This is a genomic window from Arthrobacter alkaliphilus, from assembly GCF_021483235.1.
Lineage (GTDB): Bacteria > Actinomycetota > Actinomycetes > Actinomycetales > Micrococcaceae > Arthrobacter > Arthrobacter alkaliphilus.
The window spans coordinates 44,726-64,050 of the sequence record NZ_JAKEEC010000018.1 but is presented as its reverse complement, the minus strand read 5'-3'; the positions used below and the strand labels follow the sequence as shown (position 1 = coordinate 64,050).

The 19,325-nt window shown below is 63.7% G+C and carries 17 protein-coding genes; 10 read left to right on the top strand and 7 right to left on the bottom strand.

What is annotated here, in order from left to right:
- Nucleotides 1-8: 8 nt before the first annotated feature.
- From L0B83_RS13320 to L0B83_RS13310, 3 genes are read right to left on the bottom strand one after another with little or no spacing between them, the layout of a single operon-like run.
- Nucleotides 9-788, bottom strand: coding sequence for a 2-phosphosulfolactate phosphatase (locus tag L0B83_RS13320; RefSeq protein WP_234758935.1), 780 nt, complete (start codon nt 786-788; stop codon nt 9-11).
- Entirely contained in the window at nt 785-1,654 is an 870-nt protein-coding gene (locus L0B83_RS13315) for a DUF4031 domain-containing protein (RefSeq protein WP_234758934.1), read from the bottom strand. The genes L0B83_RS13320 and L0B83_RS13315 overlap by 4 nt, the downstream gene beginning before the upstream one ends.
- 14 nt (nt 1,655-1,668) lie before the next feature.
- Nucleotides 1,669-2,136: an SRPBCC family protein gene (locus L0B83_RS13310; RefSeq protein ID WP_234758933.1), complete on the bottom strand. Its 468-nt coding sequence runs from the start codon at nt 2,134-2,136 to the stop codon at nt 1,669-1,671.
- 155 nt (nt 2,137-2,291) lie between these two features.
- Between L0B83_RS13310 and clpB the strand changes: the two genes are divergently transcribed.
- Nucleotides 2,292-4,961 carry an ATP-dependent chaperone ClpB gene (clpB, locus tag L0B83_RS13305; protein WP_234758932.1) on the top strand — a complete coding sequence of 890 codons (2,670 nt, stop codon included), beginning with the start codon at nt 2,292-2,294 and terminating at the stop codon, nt 4,959-4,961.
- Here the strand turns inward: clpB and L0B83_RS13300 are convergent, their stop codons facing one another.
- Nucleotides 4,962-5,552, bottom strand: a complete 591-nt coding sequence (locus L0B83_RS13300; RefSeq protein WP_234758931.1) for a septum formation family protein — start codon at nt 5,550-5,552, stop codon at nt 4,962-4,964. It lies immediately after the preceding gene.
- Between the two features lie 222 nt (nt 5,553-5,774).
- On the opposite strand from L0B83_RS13300, the gene L0B83_RS13295 reads away from it, so the two are divergent.
- On the top strand, nt 5,775-6,008 hold the full coding sequence (locus L0B83_RS13295; protein WP_234758930.1) for a DUF3073 domain-containing protein: 234 nt from the start codon (nt 5,775-5,777) through the stop codon (nt 6,006-6,008).
- A 163-nt stretch (nt 6,009-6,171) separates the two neighbouring features.
- On the opposite strand, the gene L0B83_RS13290 is transcribed toward L0B83_RS13295, so the two are convergent.
- Nucleotides 6,172-6,798: a GntR family transcriptional regulator gene (locus L0B83_RS13290; RefSeq protein WP_234758929.1), complete on the bottom strand. Its 627-nt coding sequence runs from the start codon at nt 6,796-6,798 to the stop codon at nt 6,172-6,174.
- A 114-nt stretch (nt 6,799-6,912) separates the two neighbouring features.
- Between L0B83_RS13290 and L0B83_RS13285 the strand changes: the two genes are divergently transcribed.
- From L0B83_RS13285 to L0B83_RS13270, 4 genes are read left to right on the top strand one after another with little or no spacing between them, the layout of a single operon-like run.
- Nucleotides 6,913-7,974, top strand: a complete 1,062-nt coding sequence (locus tag L0B83_RS13285; protein WP_234758928.1) for a succinylglutamate desuccinylase/aspartoacylase family protein — start codon at nt 6,913-6,915, stop codon at nt 7,972-7,974.
- Entirely contained in the window at nt 7,961-8,896 is a 936-nt protein-coding gene (locus tag L0B83_RS13280) for an ABC transporter substrate-binding protein (protein WP_234758927.1), read from the top strand. The genes L0B83_RS13285 and L0B83_RS13280 overlap by 14 nt, the downstream gene beginning before the upstream one ends.
- Nucleotides 8,893-9,831 (top strand): amino acid ABC transporter permease, encoded by a 939-nt coding sequence (locus L0B83_RS13275; RefSeq protein ID WP_234758926.1) that lies wholly within the window; start codon nt 8,893-8,895, stop codon nt 9,829-9,831. The genes L0B83_RS13280 and L0B83_RS13275 overlap by 4 nt, the downstream gene beginning before the upstream one ends.
- On the top strand, nt 9,828-10,631 hold the full coding sequence (locus L0B83_RS13270; RefSeq protein ID WP_308193994.1) for an amino acid ABC transporter ATP-binding protein: 804 nt from the start codon (nt 9,828-9,830) through the stop codon (nt 10,629-10,631). Before L0B83_RS13275 ends, L0B83_RS13270 begins: the two co-directional genes overlap by 4 nt.
- 91 nt (nt 10,632-10,722) lie before the next feature.
- Here L0B83_RS13270 and L0B83_RS13265 read toward each other — a convergent pair whose 3' ends face one another.
- Both L0B83_RS13265 and L0B83_RS13260 read right to left on the bottom strand, forming a co-directional pair.
- On the bottom strand, nt 10,723-11,952 hold the full coding sequence (locus L0B83_RS13265; RefSeq protein WP_234758925.1) for a M20 metallopeptidase family protein: 1,230 nt from the start codon (nt 11,950-11,952) through the stop codon (nt 10,723-10,725).
- A 20-nt stretch (nt 11,953-11,972) separates the two neighbouring features.
- Complete coding sequence (locus L0B83_RS13260; RefSeq protein WP_234758924.1) at nt 11,973-12,830, bottom strand: MurR/RpiR family transcriptional regulator; 858 nt, start codon at nt 12,828-12,830, stop codon at nt 11,973-11,975.
- A gap of 105 nt (nt 12,831-12,935) precedes the next feature.
- Between L0B83_RS13260 and L0B83_RS13255 the strand changes: the two genes are divergently transcribed.
- From L0B83_RS13255 to L0B83_RS13240, 4 genes are all read left to right on the top strand, one after another.
- The gene (locus L0B83_RS13255) at nt 12,936-13,265 is read left to right on the top strand and encodes an ArsR/SmtB family transcription factor (protein ID WP_234758923.1); all 330 of its coding nucleotides are present in this window, start codon (nt 12,936-12,938) and stop codon (nt 13,263-13,265) included.
- On the top strand, nt 13,262-14,242 hold the full coding sequence (locus tag L0B83_RS13250; RefSeq protein WP_234758922.1) for a TIGR03086 family metal-binding protein: 981 nt from the start codon (nt 13,262-13,264) through the stop codon (nt 14,240-14,242). The genes L0B83_RS13255 and L0B83_RS13250 overlap by 4 nt, the downstream gene beginning before the upstream one ends.
- 30 nt (nt 14,243-14,272) lie before the next feature.
- Nucleotides 14,273-15,058, top strand: coding sequence for a VOC family protein (locus L0B83_RS13245; RefSeq protein WP_234758921.1), 786 nt, complete (start codon nt 14,273-14,275; stop codon nt 15,056-15,058).
- 309 nt (nt 15,059-15,367) lie between these two features.
- Complete coding sequence (locus L0B83_RS13240; RefSeq protein WP_234758920.1) at nt 15,368-19,246, top strand: YVTN family beta-propeller repeat protein; 3,879 nt, start codon at nt 15,368-15,370, stop codon at nt 19,244-19,246.
- Nucleotides 19,247-19,325: the final 79 nt, after the last annotated feature.

Here is a 19,325-nt window from a genome sequence, read left to right as displayed (position 1 = left end):
AAACGCCCTCAGGGCCGCCGGAAAGCGCCGTCGGCCAACAGGGCCACAGCTGTGCCGGCGTCGAGTTCGGCGGCGATCTCGACGTCATCGGCGTAGCCTGCGTCGATTAACTCCCGCCCGCTGGAGCAGCCTCGGAGCGCATCGGCGAGCCGGGGCTCTGCGGCGTTGAATACGGCCATCGCGGCATCAGCCTCCGGCGCGAAACCTTCCCTGCCGTCTTCCGCGGTGAAGCCGCCCCGCCCTGCCGCGGCGAGCCCGGCGATGAATGCGCCGGCTCCGATCTGATCCTCGACGGCGGGGCGGAGCGAACCGCCGGGCCAGAGCTCGCCGGCCGCGATCACCGCCACCACCGCATCCGGGGGGAGTTCGGCCGCGACCCAATCCGCGGTGGCGGCTGCGTTGCGGAGCGACACGGCCGCGACGAGCGGGACGTCCCGGGCGAGCTCAAAGGAGATTGAAGAGCCATCGGGCGAAGGCAGCACGACGCGCTCCAGCGTCTGCGCGGCCCGCAAGCTCGACGGCGAGAGGCTCAGTCCGCCGGCACCGCGCGGACCGGCCAGCCGGGCATCATGGCGGGCGGCGAAATCTTCGGCCCCGGCGTCGTTCCACGGGTACGGGAACACCGTGGCACCACGATCGACGGCGATACTGACGCAGGTGGTGAAGGAGAGGACGTCCACCACGACGGCGAGGTCCGCTCCGGACGTAACGGCGCGGGCGCCGTCGAGCCCCCACTCAAACCTCACGGTGAACGGAAGCTGCCGCTGCGCCCTCCCCGCCAGGGTCATGACAGTTCGGCCGCCAGGTTGCGCCGGGCAGCTTCCAGCCACAGGCCTTTCGCGCGTTCGCTGTGGAAAAGCGGGTCCAGGGCGAGCAATCGCCGAACGACGGCCGCCCTGCCGGCTGCGAAGGCGGCATCGCTGACATGGGCGTAGTCCTTGCGGACCGCATCAAGGTACCGGGCGTAAGCCGCTGGTTCCGCACCGAGGATGGAAAGATCGGCGTCGCACAAGAGGGCTCCGGCGTGATCGCCCGGCTCGGGGCTGTGGGTGGACGTCAGCCTGACTAGCCGGGCAACTTCGTCGATCACCGCCCCGGGAAGACCCGCGGCGGCAAGCCGGTCCTCGGCCAGCCGGGCCGATTGCTCTTCGTCCTGCCCGGCGATTCCTTCGTAGACGGCGTCATGGAACCAGGCGGCCAGCGTTACCGGCCGCGCAGGCTGGGCGGGTTCGCTGAGGAGGTCCAAGGCTTCCAGGACCGACAGCAAATGCGTGCGGCTGTGATACTTCCGGTGGTCCTCGCCCCAGCGTTCGAGGAGCTCAAAACCCAGCTCCTCATGTCCCGGAAGTGTCGAATTCCAGCGCTCGAGCAAGGGTACCGTGAGCGCCTTGCTGCGTTGGCGGGCGGGAATCCGCAAGCCGCTCGCAATCAGTTTCCGCACAAGAATGCGCGCTTCCACGGGGATGGCGCCTGCGGACAGCAGATCCTGGTACCTGCGTTCCGGGACGTCGTAGTGGTCGCCGTCGAAGGCACGCCCGGGTATCCCTGTGGCTTCCGCGAAGGCATGCAGTTCCTCCAGCGAAGTGTCCGAGACGAGGTGGGAAAACACGGTCCCGTGCGCTGGCCACAGCGGCGGATCGACGTAGACGGCCATGACCCGGTGGTGCTCTAGGAGGCCTTTTGGGTGGCCGCCGCGGAGAGTGCGCCCAAGCCCTTTTCGAAGTCGCGGCCCACAAGCTTGTCCATGTTCATGAACAAAGCGAAGATTTTGCCGAGGCCCTTGTTCTCGCCGGTCATGGTCCAGGTCACGCGGGTGCCGTTCCCTTCGGGCACAAACGTGAATTCGGTGGGGTTGACTGCCTTCATCGGCCGGGTGAACTCAAGGCGGATATCGATCTTGCGGGGCTCCTCCGAGCCGACGATTTCCATGGTGCCGCTGCCGGCCTTGTTATTGCCACTCCAGGCGTACTTTGCTCCCACGCCGGATTCGTTGCCTGAATAGGTGCGGTTCATCTTGGGGTCGACGCCTTCCCACGGAGACCACTTGGTCCACTCGTGGAAGTTGTTGACGAGGGGGAAAATGTCGGCGGCCGCGGCCGGAACCAGTGCATTGCGAGTGACTGTGAAGGGTGCCATGTGCATATCGTACGGCGCTTTATCCAGAGTGGGACCAAGGGTCTGGACAGCGGTTTCGCCGTGGGCAAACATGGAGCAGGGAAGCCGCACACGTAAAGTTGAGCATAGTAGACTCAACTTTGACACAAGCACACGGTCCCGAGAGGAGCTCTTCCATGGACGTCAAATTCACCACCAAGAGCCAAGAGGCTCTTTCCGCGGCGGCCATGAACGCCTCCACCGCCGGAAATCCGCAACTCGAACCGGCCCATCTGCTCAAGGCGCTCATGGACCAGCGCGAGGGCGTCGCCGTGGCCCTTTTGCGCGCCACTGGAGCGGACCCGGATGCCGTGAGCGTACAGGCGAGTTCCGCCATCAAGGCCCTGCCGTCGTCGTCGGGCAGCTCTGTCCAGCAAGCGCAGCTTTCCCGTCCATCCATGCAGGCCATCCAGGCCGCCCAGAACGAGGCCGAGAAACTCGGCGATTCCTTTGTATCCACCGAGCATCTCCTTTTGGGCCTTTCTGCCGGTAGCGACGCCGTAGGGAAGTTATTGCGCGACGCCGGCGCCTCCCACGAAGCGCTCCTCGCCGCCTTGCCGGGTGTCCGCGGCGACCGGAAGGTCACCTCCCAAGACCCGGAAAATACTTTCCAGGCGCTGGAGAAATACGGCACCGACCTCACGGCCGTTGCGCGCTCCGGCAAGCTGGATCCCGTGATCGGGCGGGACAGCGAGATCCGGCGGGTGGTCCAGGTCCTGAGCCGCCGGACCAAGAACAACCCCGTACTCATCGGTGAACCCGGCGTCGGCAAGACGGCAGTGGTCGAAGGGCTGGCCCAGCGCATTGTGGCCGGCGACGTCCCGGAAAGCCTGCGGGGCAAGACCCTGATAGCGCTGGACCTCGCATCCATGGTGGCCGGCGCGAAATACCGCGGCGAATTCGAGGAACGGCTCAAGGCCGTGCTGGAGGAGATCAAAAACTCCAACGGACAGATTGTTACCTTCATCGACGAAATCCACACGGTGGTGGGCGCCGGTGCCACAGGTGACAGTGCCATGGACGCAGGCAATATGCTCAAGCCCATGCTGGCCCGGGGTGAGTTGCGGCTCATCGGTGCCACCACCCTGGACGAGTACCGCGAGAACATCGAAAAGGATCCTGCCCTGGAACGCCGCTTCCAACAGGTCTTTGTGGGCGAGCCGAGCGTGGAAGACACCATCGGCATCCTCCGCGGCCTCAAGGAACGCTACGAGGCCCACCACAAGGTGGCCATCGCGGACTCCGCCCTGGTGGCCGCGGCCACGCTCTCCAACCGCTACATCTCTGGCCGCCAGTTGCCGGACAAGGCGATCGACCTCGTGGACGAGGCCGCTTCCCGCCTGCGCATGGAAATCGACTCGGCTCCTGAGGAAATCGACCAGCTTCGCCGGATCGTGGACCGTCTCACCATGGAGGAACTGGCCCTCGCCCACGAGACTGACGCAGCCTCCGTGGAACGCCTCGCCGCGCTTCGCGCAGACAAAGCGGACAAGCAGGAGGCCCTCGCCGCGCTGAATGCCCGTTGGGAAGCCGAGAAGGCTGGCCTGAACCGCGTCGGTGACCTCAAAGCGAAGATCGATGAGTTGCGTTCCGCTGCCGAGAAGTACCAGCGCGAGGGCGATCTCGAAGCCGCCTCCCGCATCCTTTACGGCGAATTGCCCGCCTTGGAGCGCGAGCTCAGTGCGGCCGCCGCGGAAGAATCCGCCCGGGGAACCGGGGGTGAAGGAAAACCCGAGCTGATGGTCGCGGAAGAAGTCACCGCGGACGATATCGCCGAGGTCATCTCCGCCTGGACCGGGATCCCCGCCGGCCGCATGCTGCAGGGCGAATCCCAGAAACTGCTGCACATGGAAGCCGAGCTCGGCAAACGGCTGATCGGTCAGTCCAAGGCCGTGGCCGCGGTTTCGGACGCCGTCCGACGTGCCCGTGCGGGCATCAGCGACCCGAACCGCCCCACAGGTTCGTTCCTCTTCCTGGGACCCACAGGCGTTGGCAAAACCGAGCTCGCGAAGGCCCTCGCCGACTTCCTGTTCGACGACGAACGTGCCATGGTGCGGATCGACATGTCCGAATACGGGGAGAAGCACTCCGTGGCCCGGCTGGTCGGCGCCCCTCCCGGATACGTGGGCTATGAGGAAGGCGGCCAGCTCACCGAAGCGGTCCGCCGTCGCCCGTACTCCGTGATCCTGCTCGACGAGGTGGAGAAGGCCCACCCCGAAGTGTTCGACATCCTCCTGCAAGTACTCGACGACGGCCGCCTCACCGACGGGCAAGGCCGCACCGTGGACTTCCGGAACACCATCCTGGTGCTGACGTCGAACCACGGCAGCCAGTTCCTCGTGGATCCGACCCTGGACGCCACGGCGAAGCGAAACGCCGTCATGGCCGTGGTCAACGCCTCCTTCAAGCCCGAGTTCCTCAACCGGCTCGATGAGATCGTCCTGTTTGATCCGCTCAGCGTGGACGAACTCGCCAAGATCGTCGAGCTGCACGTGGACGAGCTCGCCAAGCGGCTGCACGACCGCCGGCTCACCCTGGAGGTCAGTGACGGCGCCCGGGCCTGGCTCGCGATGTCCGGTTACGATCCCGCTTACGGCGCCCGTCCGTTGCGGCGACTGGTCCAGCGGGAGATCGGCGACCGCCTGGCCAAGGAGATCCTCGCCGGACAGATCACGGACGGTGACACGGTGCTCGTGGACACCGCCACCGACGTCGACGAACTAACCATCGAGGGCCTCGAGGCTTTGGCGAGTCCCGACGGCGGCGTGCTGGCGGGCAGCGGCCTGATAGTCAGGCGAAAGGAGTAGCTACTTCTGCAGCACGGATTCCTTGAGCGTGTTTCCCGAGTTCACCACGATGAAGCAGTCCACGCGACGGTCGCCGTTGCCCCAGCTCGAGGCGCTCGGGTACACGTTCTGCTGCAGGAGTGCGTACTTGGTGGAGGCCTCGTTGAAGATCACGCCTCGGCAGATTTCGCGGCCTTTGTCACGTAGCGCGGCGGTGCCCGGAAAGGTGTCGTCGGACTTGTACCGGAAGATGGCGCCAAGCTGGGCCGAATGGGCCGTGGTGCAGTCCACCACCATGGATTTGGCGGCATTGGAGTCGAAATCGGCGAAGCAATCGCCCAATTGGTAATCCTTGGCCTCCACCTCCGCCGGGAGGGGGCCCCGGCTGGTGGACGCGGCCGGCGCGGGGGCGGGAGCGGCCGCCGGGTGGTCGGCCAGCGCTCCGACGAGGAACCAGATGGCCAGGCCGATGAGGATCAGCACTGCCAGGATGACGCCGCCAATAATGAGCCGGTACCGCGTCATGGCGTCCAGGGCGCTCCGCAGGGACGAGCCTTTTCCGGAGGGAAGGTGGTAGTTGTCCTGGCCCATGTCTGAGTTAGCGCCTTTCATGCGTGCGGCCCGATGTTTAGGGCGACTCTACCCAAGTTTTTCATGCCGATGGGCGGAGAAGCGCCCGGGTGTAACCGTGACGGCGCTTTCAGGACGGTCGTGGCAAGCAGCCGCTCCGGAAAGCATGTAATCTAGACATACGACAAATTGACCAAACATTCCGGGGCCTCACCGATCGCCAAGGTGACCACCTCCGGTCCAAGTACAAAAGGGGGTCACGCCATGGGGCGCGGCCGTCAAAAGGCAAAAGCTACCAAGCAGGCTCGGGACATTAAGTACTACTCCCCGAACACCGACTATTCGGCCCTTCAGCGCGAGCTGACCGGGCCATCAAGTCGTGCGACGAGCCGATTCGCGGATGACCCGCCGGAGCCGGACTACTCGGCTTACGAGGACAAGTACGCACAGGACTTGGAAGACGATGACGACGAGGTAGACTCCCGCCGTATCGGATAGCTGTAGCAACAATCAGGTGCCTTTCGGCATCGAGTTGCGTACCGCCGTCGTACATAAAGTCATGTGGCATCCCCGGATGCCTCCCAAAACGACAAAGCCCGCAGGGCGCCATGTTTGGCGTGCCCTGCGGGCTTTTTTCGTGCGCTTTTTCTCGTTTTCCCGCTCAGTCCTTCTGGTGGCACAAATCCAGCAACGGGATTAGTGTCTCGAGGTCGCCGGCGCGGGCGGCGGCGAGGATCCTTCGGTGATCGTTTGCCACACGCTCAAGCTTGGCATCGTCCAGTGGATAGGAGCGGCTAATGAGCCGTTGGACGGGGTTGTCCCAGACAGATTCGAGCGTTTTCAGCAAGAAACCGTTGGACGCCGGCGCCGCAAGGCCCAAATGGAACGCCTTCGTGGCGATAAAGAGTTCGTCTGAGTCGGCGCTTTCCGCACCTTCGGCGATGAGCAGCTCAAGCCGTGCGAGCTGAAGGGGCGTGTACTTGGCCCCGCACTGCCTGATGGCCATGGTCTCGAGGGCTTTGCGCACCTCATAGACTTCCTCGACCGCCGAGCGGGTCAGCGTGGTCGCGAAATAGCCGGCGCCGGGCACCAAGGTGGCAAGTCCTTCGTGGACCAAGCGGTTCAGGGCGTCGCGGACCGGCGTCCGGGAAACGCCGTATTCTTCCGCTAGCTGTTCCTGGACCAGGGGAGCGCCAGGCTCAACCACGCCGGTGACAATCTCATTGCTGATCCTGTCGTAGACGCGCTCGCTCAGCGGCCGGGTCCCCTTGGCAACTTGCGTGCTCATCCGCTTCATCCCCCTCATTGTTATCAAAACCGGTTTCAATCCTACGTGCTTTACATCACAGGATTCACTGTATACAGTGAATCCAATTCTACCAACCCCAACGAAAGTTGCCAGATGAGCATGCACATTCCACGTATTCCCGGCATAGACTTCGCCGCCGTCGGCAGGCAGTTGGGCTACTTGGAGATTGAACACTCGGACAACGAGAATGACGCCGCCGTCATCCCCTCGCCGATCGCGGTCCTCAGTGGTGGAGACGGCCCCACGGTGCTCCTGATCGCGGGTACGCACGGCGACGAATATGAAGGCCAGATCCTCTTGCAGGAGCTCATCCGCTCGCTGAACCCGGACGAAGTGACCGGGAGATTGATCATCCTGCCGGCCCTGAACATCTCTGCCGTGCGGGAAGGAAGGCGCGTTTCAACCGTCGACCGGGCCAACCTGAACCGGGCGCTCCCCGGCCGCGCCGACGGAGGGCCAACCGAGCAGATCGCCTCGATTGTGGCCGAAGAACTCATCCCCATGGCGGACTTCGTCATGGACATCCACTCGGGCGGCATCGCCTCCGAGTATGTTCCCTCGGCCTTCGTCTATCAGGGACCGACGCCGGAACTATGGGCTGCGAAAACGGCGGCGGTCGCGGCATTCAATGTCCCGTATTCCGTGGTGGTCAAGCCCATGCTGAAAGCGGGTTCCATCAGCGGAGCCGCGGATCGGGCCGGTGTTCCCATGATCTCCACCGAACTTGGCGGCCGGGGAACTGTCTCCTTGCAGATCCTCAACAGGGCCAGAAGCGGACTTCGCTCCCTTCTTGGACATTGGGGTGTGCTCAAGGATGCGGCCGCCTCCGTCGCTTCCGGGGCCGGAAGCCAGTCCAACGCCGAAGCTCCGACGCGGTGGATTCAACTCACCGCGCAGTCTCCGGTCCATTCCAGCATGGCGGGGCTGTTCGAACCGGTGGTGGAACTTGGCCAGCAGGTCATGGCAGGTGATCTCGTGGCCCGGGTCCATTCCGTGGAAGAGCTCGACCGGCCCTCAAAAGACTTCTTCGCACCCATGGACGGGGTGGTCGCGATCGTGCGGCATCCAACCCTCGTCAATGTCGGCACCACCCTGGTCAACATCGCCGTTGACCATGGAACCATCCCACCGAAAGGCAATCATGTCCCGTCCTAGCGTCATCACAAGCAGCACCCTGCTCCTGGTTGCTGCCCTCGGACTGTCCGCTTGCAGCACCGCTTCCGTCGATGAGGCCAAGCAGGCGGCGAACGCCACGCCGAGCGCCGACGTCGCCGTCGCGCAGCTCAACAAGGCCGCCGCTGATCTGCTCCCGGCCGACGTGAAGGCCAAAGGTGTCCTGACCGTCGGCACCGACCCCACCTATCCGCCGTTCGAGTCCTACGCCCCGGACAACAAGACGGTGATCGGCCTGGACGCCGATCTGGCCAAGGCCCTGGGCGAGACTCTGGGCGTGAAGGTTGAAATGGTGCCGGCTACCTTCGACACCATCCTGCCGGGTTTGGCCTCCCATAAGTACGACATCGGGATTTCGGCTTTCAACGTAACCTCCGAGCGGAAGAAGAACGCCGACTTCGCCATCTACCAGCTCAGCGGCTCCGGCCTCGCCGTCAAGGCGGGCAACCCCAAGAAGCTGAACGTCGACCCGATGACTCTCTGCGGCACCAAGGTCGGCGGGGAGAAGGGCACCACCCAGGGCATCGAGACACTGCCAGCGTTCTCCAAGAAGTGCACGGACGCGGGCAAACCCGCCATCGATATCCAACTCTTTCCCACGCAGGACGAGGCCAATACGGCACTGGCGTCCGGCCGGGTGGACAGCATTTTGTCCGGCCTCATCGGGATGGGCTACGCGAGCAAGCTTTCCGGCGGCGCGTTCCAGCTTGCCAGCGATGAATCCTTCAACCCCACCCCGGTGGGCATGGCCATGGCCAAGGGGTCGCCGTTGACGCCGGCGGTGGTTGCCGCGGTGAAGTCCCTCATGACCAGCGAGACCTACAAGTCGATCAACGCGAAGTACGGTCTGCCCCAGTCCGTGGCCGTTGCCCCGGACGCCGTCGACGCCAGCGGTGCCAAATGAACCGAATAGACGCTTATGCACCGGCCCGGGTTGGCTCAGGGAACTTCACCGTGGTCCCGGCCCGGCACCCGTGGCGCTGGCTGGCCGGGCTGGGCCTGACAGCGATCATCCTCCTCCTGGTGGTCTCCGCTGTGACAAACCCCCGTTTCGGCTGGGACAAGGTAGCCAGGTATTTCCGCGACGTCACGATCGTCAACGGCATCGGCATCACGTTGTTCCTGACCGTGGTGTGCATGGCCGTGGGCATCGGCCTCGGCGTGCTCCTGGCGGTGATGCAGCTCTCGCCCAATCCCGTGGCGAGCGCTTTCGCGGGCGGTTACGTAACGATCTTCCGCGGCACGCCTGTGCTGGTCCAGTTGCTGGTCTGGTTCAACCTTTCCGCGCTGTATCCGGAGATCAGCTTCGGCATCCCCGGCGTCAACCTGGACGCCAACCAGCTCATCACGCCGTTGACGGCCGCGATCCTGGGCCTGGGCCTGAACGAGGCGGCGTACATGTCGGAGATCGTGCGGGCCGGGATCCAGTCCATCGACCACGGTCAAACCGAGGCCGCGGGCGCCCTGGGCATGCCGCGGATCCTGACGTTGACCCGGGTAGTACTTCCCCAGGCCATGCGGGTCATCATCCCGCCCACGGGCAACGAGTTCATCGGCATGCTGAAGACCACCTCGTTGGTGAGCGTGCTGGCCGTCCCCGACCTGCTGTATTCCGCACAGATCATCTATTCCAAGAACCTCCAGGTCATACCCCTGCTCATCGTGGCCAGCCTTTGGTACATCATCGTCACCACCGTCTTCACCATTGGCCAGGGCTACCTGGAACGTCGCTTCTCCCGGGGATCTTCACGTTCCGTGCCGCCCACGGCATTGGAGCGGGCGGCGAAATTCTTCAGGGTCCACTCCCCGCTGGCCAAAGGAAAGGGCAAGTCATCATGACCACGGAAACGATGAAACCGGCGCGTTCAGCACAGGCAACGATGCCGCTGGTCCGGGCAGAAGGCGTCCGCAAGAGCTTCGGGAACAATGAAGTCCTCAAGGGCATCGACCTGACGGTCGAAAGCGGCGAAGTGGTCTGCCTGATCGGGGCTTCCGGCTCCGGCAAGAGCACCTTCCTGCGCTGCGTGAACCATTTGGAAAAGATCGACGGCGGGTTGCTTTGGGTAGGTGACAGGGTTGTCGGCTACCGGCTCAAAGGCACCAAGCTCCACGAACAGTCCCACAACGAAATATGCGCCGACCGGACCGACATCGGGATGGTCTTCCAGCACTTCAACCTGTTTCCACACATGACGGTCCTGGAAAACCTCATGGAAGCACCGCTCAGGGTGCTCAAACAGCGCAAGGAGGAGGTCCGGCGTCGGGCGGTGGAACTTCTCGAGAAGGTAGGACTGCAAGACAAGGCGAAAGCTTACCCGCGCCACCTCTCGGGCGGCCAGCAGCAGCGCGTGGCGATTGCCAGGGCGTTGTGCATGCAGCCGAAACTCATGCTCTTCGATGAGCCGACGTCGGCGCTGGACCCGGAGTTGGTGGGGGAGGTGTTGCGCGTCATGAAGGACCTCGCGAGGAGCGGAATGACCATGATCGTGGTGACGCACGAAATGGGCTTCGCGCGCGACGTGGCCGACCGTGTGGTGTTCATGCACGACGGCCGGATCATTGAGGACGGTCCCGCGGAGCGGGTCATTAACAACCCGGAGCATGAACGGACCCGGGCCTTTCTGTCCGCGGTGCTCTAGGCAGGGCCTGAACCCCTGAAGAAGCGAGAAGCGGCCGGCGGTTTCCCTCAAACCGCCGGCCGCTTCTTGCGCTTCCGCCCGGATCGGGCCCCTATCGCACCGCGCCGAGACTTTCGGCCGCCCCGACGTACATGGCCGCCAAAGCCCTTGCGGCTGCTCCCACGGCCGAGTCCGGCGGGAGGAAATCAGCTGAATGCAGGGACGGCTGGTGCCCGTCGACGACGCAGTCGACGCCGAGGAAGGCCATCAGCCCGGGAACCTGTTCGGTGAAGAAGGAAAAATCATCGGCTCCGCAGCTGCGAAGGGGTTCGACGATCGACAGGCCGGCGGCATTTAGCCACGTGTCGGCATGGGACGCCAGCTTGGCGTCGTTCTCCAGGACCGGTACGCCCTGAATTATCGTCACGGCCGCTTCGGCTCCGGAAGCTTCGGCAATATGCTCCGCCATCGTCGTGATGCCGGCATGCATGCGTTCCCGATCGGACTTGTCCATTGTCCGCAGGGTTCCGCGCAGGACAGCCGATTCGGCGATGACATTGGGCGCGGATCCCACATGCAATTCCCCGATGGTCAGGGTGGCTGTGTTCACAGGACTGATATTGAGCCGCAGGAGGTCATACAGAGCAAGCGCAGTACGCGCGGCTACCGGGACAGGATCGATCGCAGCATGGGGATAGGCTCCGTGTCCGCCACGACCGCTGATAACAACCTCGAACTCGTCATCGGCTGCGTTGATGGGCCCGCTTCCCGTCGTGATCGAACCGGCCGGAATCCCGGGATGAACGTGCACGGCAAGGATGGCCTCCACTCCGAACTTTTCCAAGATGCCTTCGCTGACTGCGTCCTTCGCCCCCGAGGGGTTGACTTCCTCCCTGGGCTGGGCGATCGGAACAAGTGCCACTGGAAGGTCCACCCTGGATGCCGCGCGCGTGAGGGCAACAAGGGCCGCTTGGTGGACATCGTGCCCGCATGCGTGCATGGCCAGGCTGTCCGAAGCCCAGGCAACGCCGGTTGCCTCCCGGATAGGCAGGGCGTCCAGTTCCGTGCGGATTCCGATTCCCGGACCATCGGTGGGCCCGATTCTCGTGACGAAGCCGGTTTGCGCTACAGGCTCGACGTCGACGTCCAATTCCGCCGCGAGCATCGTTGCGGCTACCGACTCGTCCCCGGACAGGCAAGGACTCCGGTGCAGGCGGTGGCGTAGGTGGACGGCGGAGGGCAGTTCCTTATCTAGTTCGGCGAGCAGGGCATCGAAGAGCTTCCGCGCCGTCCATGCCGTTGAAGCCGGTGCAGGAGGCGATTCGTGCAAGGAGTACGTCATGTTAAATTCATAACAGAAATTCAAGACGAGACAGAGTTTGGAATTTTTATTTCCTCGATCGCCGCAAGCCGTTCGCGTGCGCTGGACCCGAGCCGCTCCGTCACGGAGGCGATCAGGGTTTCGACGACGGCCAAGGCGGGAACCATTGAGTCGAAGGGGCTGGGTGACTCCACGCGGCTTGGAATCACCACCTCGGCCACCTCGGCGGCCGGAGACATCCAAGGGTCGGTGAAGAGGATTACGTGGGCCCCTTGCGTGCTGGCCCGCGTTGCAAACTGGACTATGCCGGCGTCGTAACGGCGGTAATCGAAGGCGACCAGGACATCATGCCGGCCCATGTCCAGGAGTGCGGACGTTCGCCCGGGACCGCTGGACGGCACCATCCGCACGCCCTTGCGGACCATTGTCAGGTGGGCTGCGAGGTAGGACGCGAGGACGCCACTGAACCTGCCGCCCATCAAGTGAAGTTGCAGCCGGGGGTCGCCAAGCATCGACGCCGCGCGGGAAAGCTCGGCCTCCGGCAAGGCCTGAAAGGTGCTGCTCAGGACACTCTGGAAATTGGCCGCAGCTCCTGCAACGCTGCTGCTCCCGGTGGACGGCTCCGGCGCCTCCGCAATCCGGCGCAAGGGGGAGCCCATCTCTTCGTGGACTTCGCGCATGAGGGCCTTTTGGAATGCCGGATAACTGTCGAACCCAAGGCGGAAGGCGAAGCGCAGGATGGTGGGGGCGCTGACCTTTGCGCGCGCGGCAAATTCGGCTGCCGTCTCAAGGCCGGCGAGGGGGTAGGTGGCCAGCAGTGCGCGTGCGGCCTTTGCTTCGCTTGGCTTCATCTCGCCGAGTTTGGCGCGGGTGCGTTCGGCGATTGTCACTTGTGCCACCAAATTTCTTCTCTGAGCCGGGAACCTTGAGGGTCGCAACCCTGGACCACAATCGTCGCACGGCGGTGTTGACTTAATACGTTAGTGGTCACTAACGTATTAATCATGCTCGACCCACTGGAAGTCGCCGCGGAGCCGAATAGGCGGCGTCTGTTGCACCTGCTTGCGGCGGGCGAGCGCACCGTGACCGAGCTGGCTGGCGAATTTACGGTGAGCAGATCCGCCGTCTCGCAGCACTTGTTATTGCTGGAGCAGGTAGGCCTTGTTGTGGCCCGCAAAGAGGGACGCAACCGCTACTACCGCTTGGATAGCGGCGGCATGAGAAATCTCCGAATGCTTTTTGAGCAGTTCTGGACCGCTGAGCTGGACATGCTCCTCGCTGACGCACAAAACTTCACCACCGACCGCCTTCAAACAACCGAGGAATCACCTTGATCTACGACAAGACCGTCCTTCTTCCCCTCAACGTCGACCAGGCGTTCGAACTCATCACCCAACCTGAACGCCTCCGCCGCTGGCAGGCCGTTGCCGCCCGCGTCGACCTGAAGGTCGGCGGCGAGTACCGCTGGACCATCACCCCGGGGCACCACGCGGCCGGCAAGTTCACCGAAATCGAGCCGGGCAAGCGCGTCGTCTTCACGTGGGGCTGGGAGCAGCCCGAGGCCCCGGCGGACAACGTCTCCACCGTCGCCATCACGCTTGAACCTGCCGACGGCGGCACCTCGGTGCGCCTTGTGCACGAAGGCCTGCCCACGCCGGAAGCCGTCGCTGCCCACGCTGAGGGCTGGGACCACTACCTCGACCGCCTCATCGCCGAGGCCGCCACGGGCGACGCCGGTGCCGATGAATGGGCGGCAGCCCCCGCCGATCTCAATGAACTCACGTCCGCGGACGCCACGCTTGCCATCCTTCAGCGTGTGCTGGCGAACGTCACCGAAGCCGATGCGCAGACCCAGACTCCCTGCGCCGACTTCAACATCTCGCAATTGCTTGACCACCTCGCCGGATCGATTGCCGTCATCGCCAAGGCCCTGGGCGCCGAAGTGGCTGACGACGCCGGCAAGTCCCCTGAGGTGCGCATCGCCGACCTTGCCCAGCCGACCCTGGAAGCCTTCTACCGCCGCGGCCTTGAGGGCACCATCGACATGGGCTTCGCCGAATTGCCGGCCACCATGGTCGCCTCGATCCTCAACCTCGAGTTCCTGGTCCACGCTTGGGACCTCTCCAAGGCCCTGGGCCTTGAGGTGACGGTGGCTGACGAGCTCACCGACTATGTCGAGGTCCTCGCGCAGAACACCATCAGCGAGCAGGTCCGCGCCAGCGGGAGCTTTGCTCCGGCCCGGGAAGTCGCAGAGACGGCATCGAGCCTGGAACGCCTGGTCGCCTTCACCGGCCGGACTGTCCACGCATAAGCTTGAGCCAACTTCAACGAAGGGATAGCAATGCCGCAGGTTGATAGCTATAAGCAGGGAACCCCGTGCTGGGTGGACCTGTCGTCGTCGGACATTGAGGCTTCCAAGGCCTTCTACGGTGATCTGTTCGGCTGGGAACTCGACGCGATGGACGCCGGCAACGGCGGCACCTACTACATGGCGAAGCTGCAGGACCGCTACGTAGCGGGCATGATGCAGCAGATGCCGGACATGGCTGCGGCCGGGATGCCGTCATACTGGGCCAACTATCTCGCCGTCGATTCGGTTGATGAGGCCGCCGAGCGCGCGACGGCGGCCGGGGGCACCATCCTCTTTCCGCCGGACAGCGTCCCCAACGGGAGCGGCCGGATGTTCTTCGCCGCCGATCCGACGGGTGCGCAGATTGGCTTCTGGGAGGCCGGAAACCACCATGGCGCCGGGTTGGTCAATGAACCGGGAACAGTGGTCTGGAACGAACTTCAGACAAACGACGTCCCGAAGGCCGTTGCCTTCTACGAATCCGTGACGGGATGCTCCAGCGAGACGGCTGCGGCCGGCGATCTGCAGGAGTACACCCAGCTCGTGGTGGACGGCAAGTCAGTGGCCGGCGCCATGAAGCAGCCCGTGGAGGGCATGCCGCCGTTCTGGATGACCTATTTCAATGTCTCCGACGTGGACGAGTCCGTCGCGAAGGCCGTGGAACTCGGCGCCCAGGTCTTCGCACCTGCCTTCGATGTCCCCGGTGTTGGCCGCATGGCAGTGCTCGGCGATCCTGCCGGAGCAGCCTTCAGTGTGATGGCTGGCGAAAGCTCCTAAAGAAATCGAGTGCCCACCCAATGGCCAGAACGGTCGTTGGGTGGGCACTCTTTTGCGTTAAATCGAATTGACTTGATTATACAAGTTTCGGCGCACGGTCTCGCGGTGTTGGGCGTAATTAAGGCGTCCTGAAGATGAACCGTAGGTTCCCTAAGCAAATATTTTCTAAACTTGTATATACATCTGCCGTTCTGCCTTGATTCGACTATTCCCCGGAGGGCACAGTCGGATCGTGAGCATTGGAGGTGCGCCGACGTCGGCCCAAACCTCCAGCGCTGGATCATCCATCCAGAAAGACAGGACCCCAACATGGTCAATCCAAAAGATCGAAGAGCATCCGTCTGGCGACGGCCCGTTGTAGCCGTTGCGACGGCTGCGGCACTGGTCATCGGCGGCGGCGCCGCGGTTGCCGGAATCGCCCTCAACCAGCATGCAGGCCCCCAGGGCGATGGCACGGCATTCACCCCTGCCGGGTGGAAGGTAACTCCGGCAGGTCAGCAGAAGGCCGCAGGGTTCTTCCCTGCGAACGCCGTCCTGTCGCCCGACGGGAAAGCCTTGCTGGTCCCGAATATCGTCAAGAACGCAAACAACAAGCAGACGGTCCAGGTGATCGAGGTCAAGGACGGCGACGTCCTCCAGGAGCTGGAACTCGACAATTCCAACAGTGCAGTGCCCCAGGGCGTTGCGCCGGGACTTGCTTTCAGCCACGATGGCAAACAGGTCTTCCTGGCTACGGCGAACAAGAACGCCATCCTTGTCCTGGACTGGGACGCCTCCGCTCAGAAGCTTTCCGTCAACCGATCGCTCAAGCTGCCCGCCGGGAGCTACCCGCAGACCGTTGCCGTCTCGCAGGATGACAAGACCGTTTACGCCACCGGACAGCTGTCCCGTCAGCTCATCGCCGTGGATGTAGCTACGGGACAAACCAAACAGGCTGCCGTGGGTTCATACCCATACGGCGTGGTTCTGTCCGAGGACGGGCATACCGCCTACGTCAGCAATCAGGGCGGTAACACCCTCAGCGTGTTTGCCGTTGACGGCCTGGCGCTGGCTCCCAAACCGGAGATCACCGTTGGCACGCACCCTAACTCCTTGGTAGTGGACAAAGTGGGCCACCGAATCTTCGCTTCCAATGGCGACAGTGACACTGTTTCGCTCATTGATCCGGCCCAGAACAAAGTGACCGCCACCATCCCGCTCGCACCATACAAGGGCGCGCCGTCGGGGACCCAGCCAACCAATCTTGCCCTGTCGCCTGATGCCAAGACGATGTACGTCACCGGCGGAGGCAACAACGACGTTTCGGTGGTTGATCTGTCCTCACAGGAGAATTTCGGCAAGATCAAGGGTTTGATCCCCACCGGGTGGTACCCCACCGGAGTGCAGTCGAGCCAGGACGGCAAGAAGCTGCTCGTGACCAGTGCGAAGGGTCTTGGGACAGGACCCAACAAGGGCACTGACCCGAGCAACTCCAACAACCACCCGTACATCGAGGGCCAGCTCAAAGGCTACGTCTCAATCGTTGATACTCCGGACGCGAAGCAACTGGACACGTACACCCAGCAAGTGCGTTCAAACAACGGTTTCGATAAGTCGCACGACGGCGGCCAGCGAGGCAGCGATGAGGGAGACCAAGGCGACAACAACCAGAACCAGGACGAGCAAAAGACGATTGTCCCCCGGCGCCCCGGTGAGGATTCCCCCATCAACCACGTGATCTACGTGGTCAAGGAGAACCGCACCTATGACCAAGTGTTCGGCGACATGGGCAAAGGCAACGGCGATCCCTCACTGGCCATCTTCGGCAAGGATGTCACACCCAACCACCACAAGCTGGCCGACCAGTTCGTCACGCTGGACAATTTCTACGCCAACGGCGAGGTGAGCCAGAACGGCTGGCAGTGGGCCACGCAGGCCAGCTCCAACCCTTACAACGAGACCGGAACGGCCCAAGGCTACGCGGGCAACGGCTCCCAGTACGACTCTGAGGGCTACCACCCCGATGTCGCGGCGGCCGGACCGGACTCCGCGCACGCCTACCTGTGGGACAAGCTTGCCCAGAACAAAATCCCGTTCCGCAATTACGGCCAGTTCGTTGTCCCTGCCGGGAGTATCGCCTCCAACGAGACCGTGAAGTGTGCGGCAGGCTCCTTCTGCGCCCACGATCCGCTCTTGGATGCCAACACTGCGCACAACTTCCCGTGGTTCGACATGGGCGTGAGCGACCAGCACCGGTTTGATCTGTGGGACCAGGAATTCCAGCAGTACAAGGCCAACGACAACCTTCCGGCCATGCAGTTCATCGACCTTCCCCGCGACCACACGGCCGGCGGTGGCACGGCCAAGCAACTCGTGGCTGACAACGACCTTGCCTTGGGCAAGATTGTCGACGAGGTTTCCCACTCCCAGTTTTGGAAATCGACGGCGATCTTCGTGGTGGAGGATGACGCCCAAGGCGGTCCGGACCACGTGGACGCTCACCGGACAGTAGCCGAGGTCATTAGCCCCTACACCCAGACCGGCATTGTGGATTCCCACTTCTACAGCCAAGTTTCGATGCTCCGCACCATGGAACTCTTCCTCGGCGTTGCCCCGATGTCCCAGTACGATGCCGCGGCTTTGCCCATGATCTACTCGTTCTCCAACAAGCCCAACTTCGCAGCCTACGACGCCGTCGCCGCCCCGGCTGTCTCGGCCAGCATGGCCAGCACGGTTCTCAAGCCTGGCACGCAGGTGACCGTCACCGGCAAGGTCACCAACAGCGCGAACACCGAGCTGAAGGGCGCCACGGCCTCCCTGAGCGCGCCCGCGGGCTGGAACGTCACGCCGTCGTCGGCTACTCCTCTTGGCACTATCGCTGCCGGAGCCTCGGCAACCGTGTCCTGGAAAGTCGATGTCCCCGCGAACGCCGCACAGGGCCAGCAACTGCTCACCGTCAAGGCTGACTACCCGATCGACGGCCGCATGACGGGAACCCAGCAGGCCACCGTCGCAACCGTGATTCCGGACCCGCGGGTGGCTACTATCCCGCAGGCCTTTGTCGCGAATTTCTCCAGCAACACGGTTTCGGCGGTGGACCTGAGCACCGGAAAGTCCCTTGCCGAGATCCCGGTGGGCGCAGGGCCTGGCATGGTGGTCACGAGCCCGGACAAGACGAAGGCCTTTGTCGCCAACCAGAACTCGAATTCCGTCACCGAGATCGATGTAGCCTCCGACGCCGTCATTGCAACGATCCCTACCGGCAAGGTGCCGGCGGGGCTTGCTGTCAGCCCCAACAGCAAAACGCTGTGGGTCGCCGACTATTCCGACAACGCGGTCCAACCGGTTGACGTCGCCACCGGCGTTGCTGGAGCGAAGATCGCAGTAGGAGCCGGCCCGGAAAATCTGGGCATCACTCCAGACGGTTCCACCTTGGTGGTGGCGAACAAGAACGGCAACAGCGTGTCCTTGGTGGACACCGCGGCCCGGACGGCCAAGGCGCCGATTGCCGCAGGTCAGCAGCCCTTTGGCGTTGCCGTGACCGCCGACGGCAAAACCGCCTTTGTCTCAAACATGGGATCCAACGACGTCACGCCGATAGATCTCACGAGCGGCGCGGCCCGCAAGCCGATCCCGGCAGGCTCGACGCCGTTCAATGTGCTGCTGTCGCGTGATGGTGCAACGCTCTATGTTGCCGATACAGGTGGGAACACCGTGACGCCGATCGACGTCGCCACGGAGACCGCCAAGCCCGCGTTCACGACCGGCCAGGCGCTGACGGCCGTCGCCCTCGGCGCTGACGACACCACGGTCTACGCGACATCCGCGGGGACAGGCCAGTTGATTCCGATCAACACGGCGACAGGGGCCGCAGGAGCACCGATCAAGGTTGGGTCCTACCCGATTTCGGTCGCCTATGCTGCGCCCGCAGGGGCAGCCAGCACGACGGCGGCTCCCGGCTCGCAAACGCCCGGCGCCCAGGCGCCGGCCTCGGCAGCTCCGGTGACCATGAGCAGCCCGCCGCTGACTCCCGCGGTCAACCGCTCATTGGTCATGACCGAAGAGGAGATGTCCGGGCACCCGGACCAAGCCGATCCGGACAAGCTGAACCGGGAACTCTGGAAGGCCGTCCGTGGCCAGGACAGCGAGATGCCGGCGCCGCAGCACAACCTCTTCGGTGCGCTGCAAACCGTTGACGCCGACGGCTAGCTGACCGGACCCAGCAAAAAGCCCCGGCAAGTCCAGTCATGGCTGGACTTGCCGGGGCTTCCTTCTTTGGCGCTAGGAA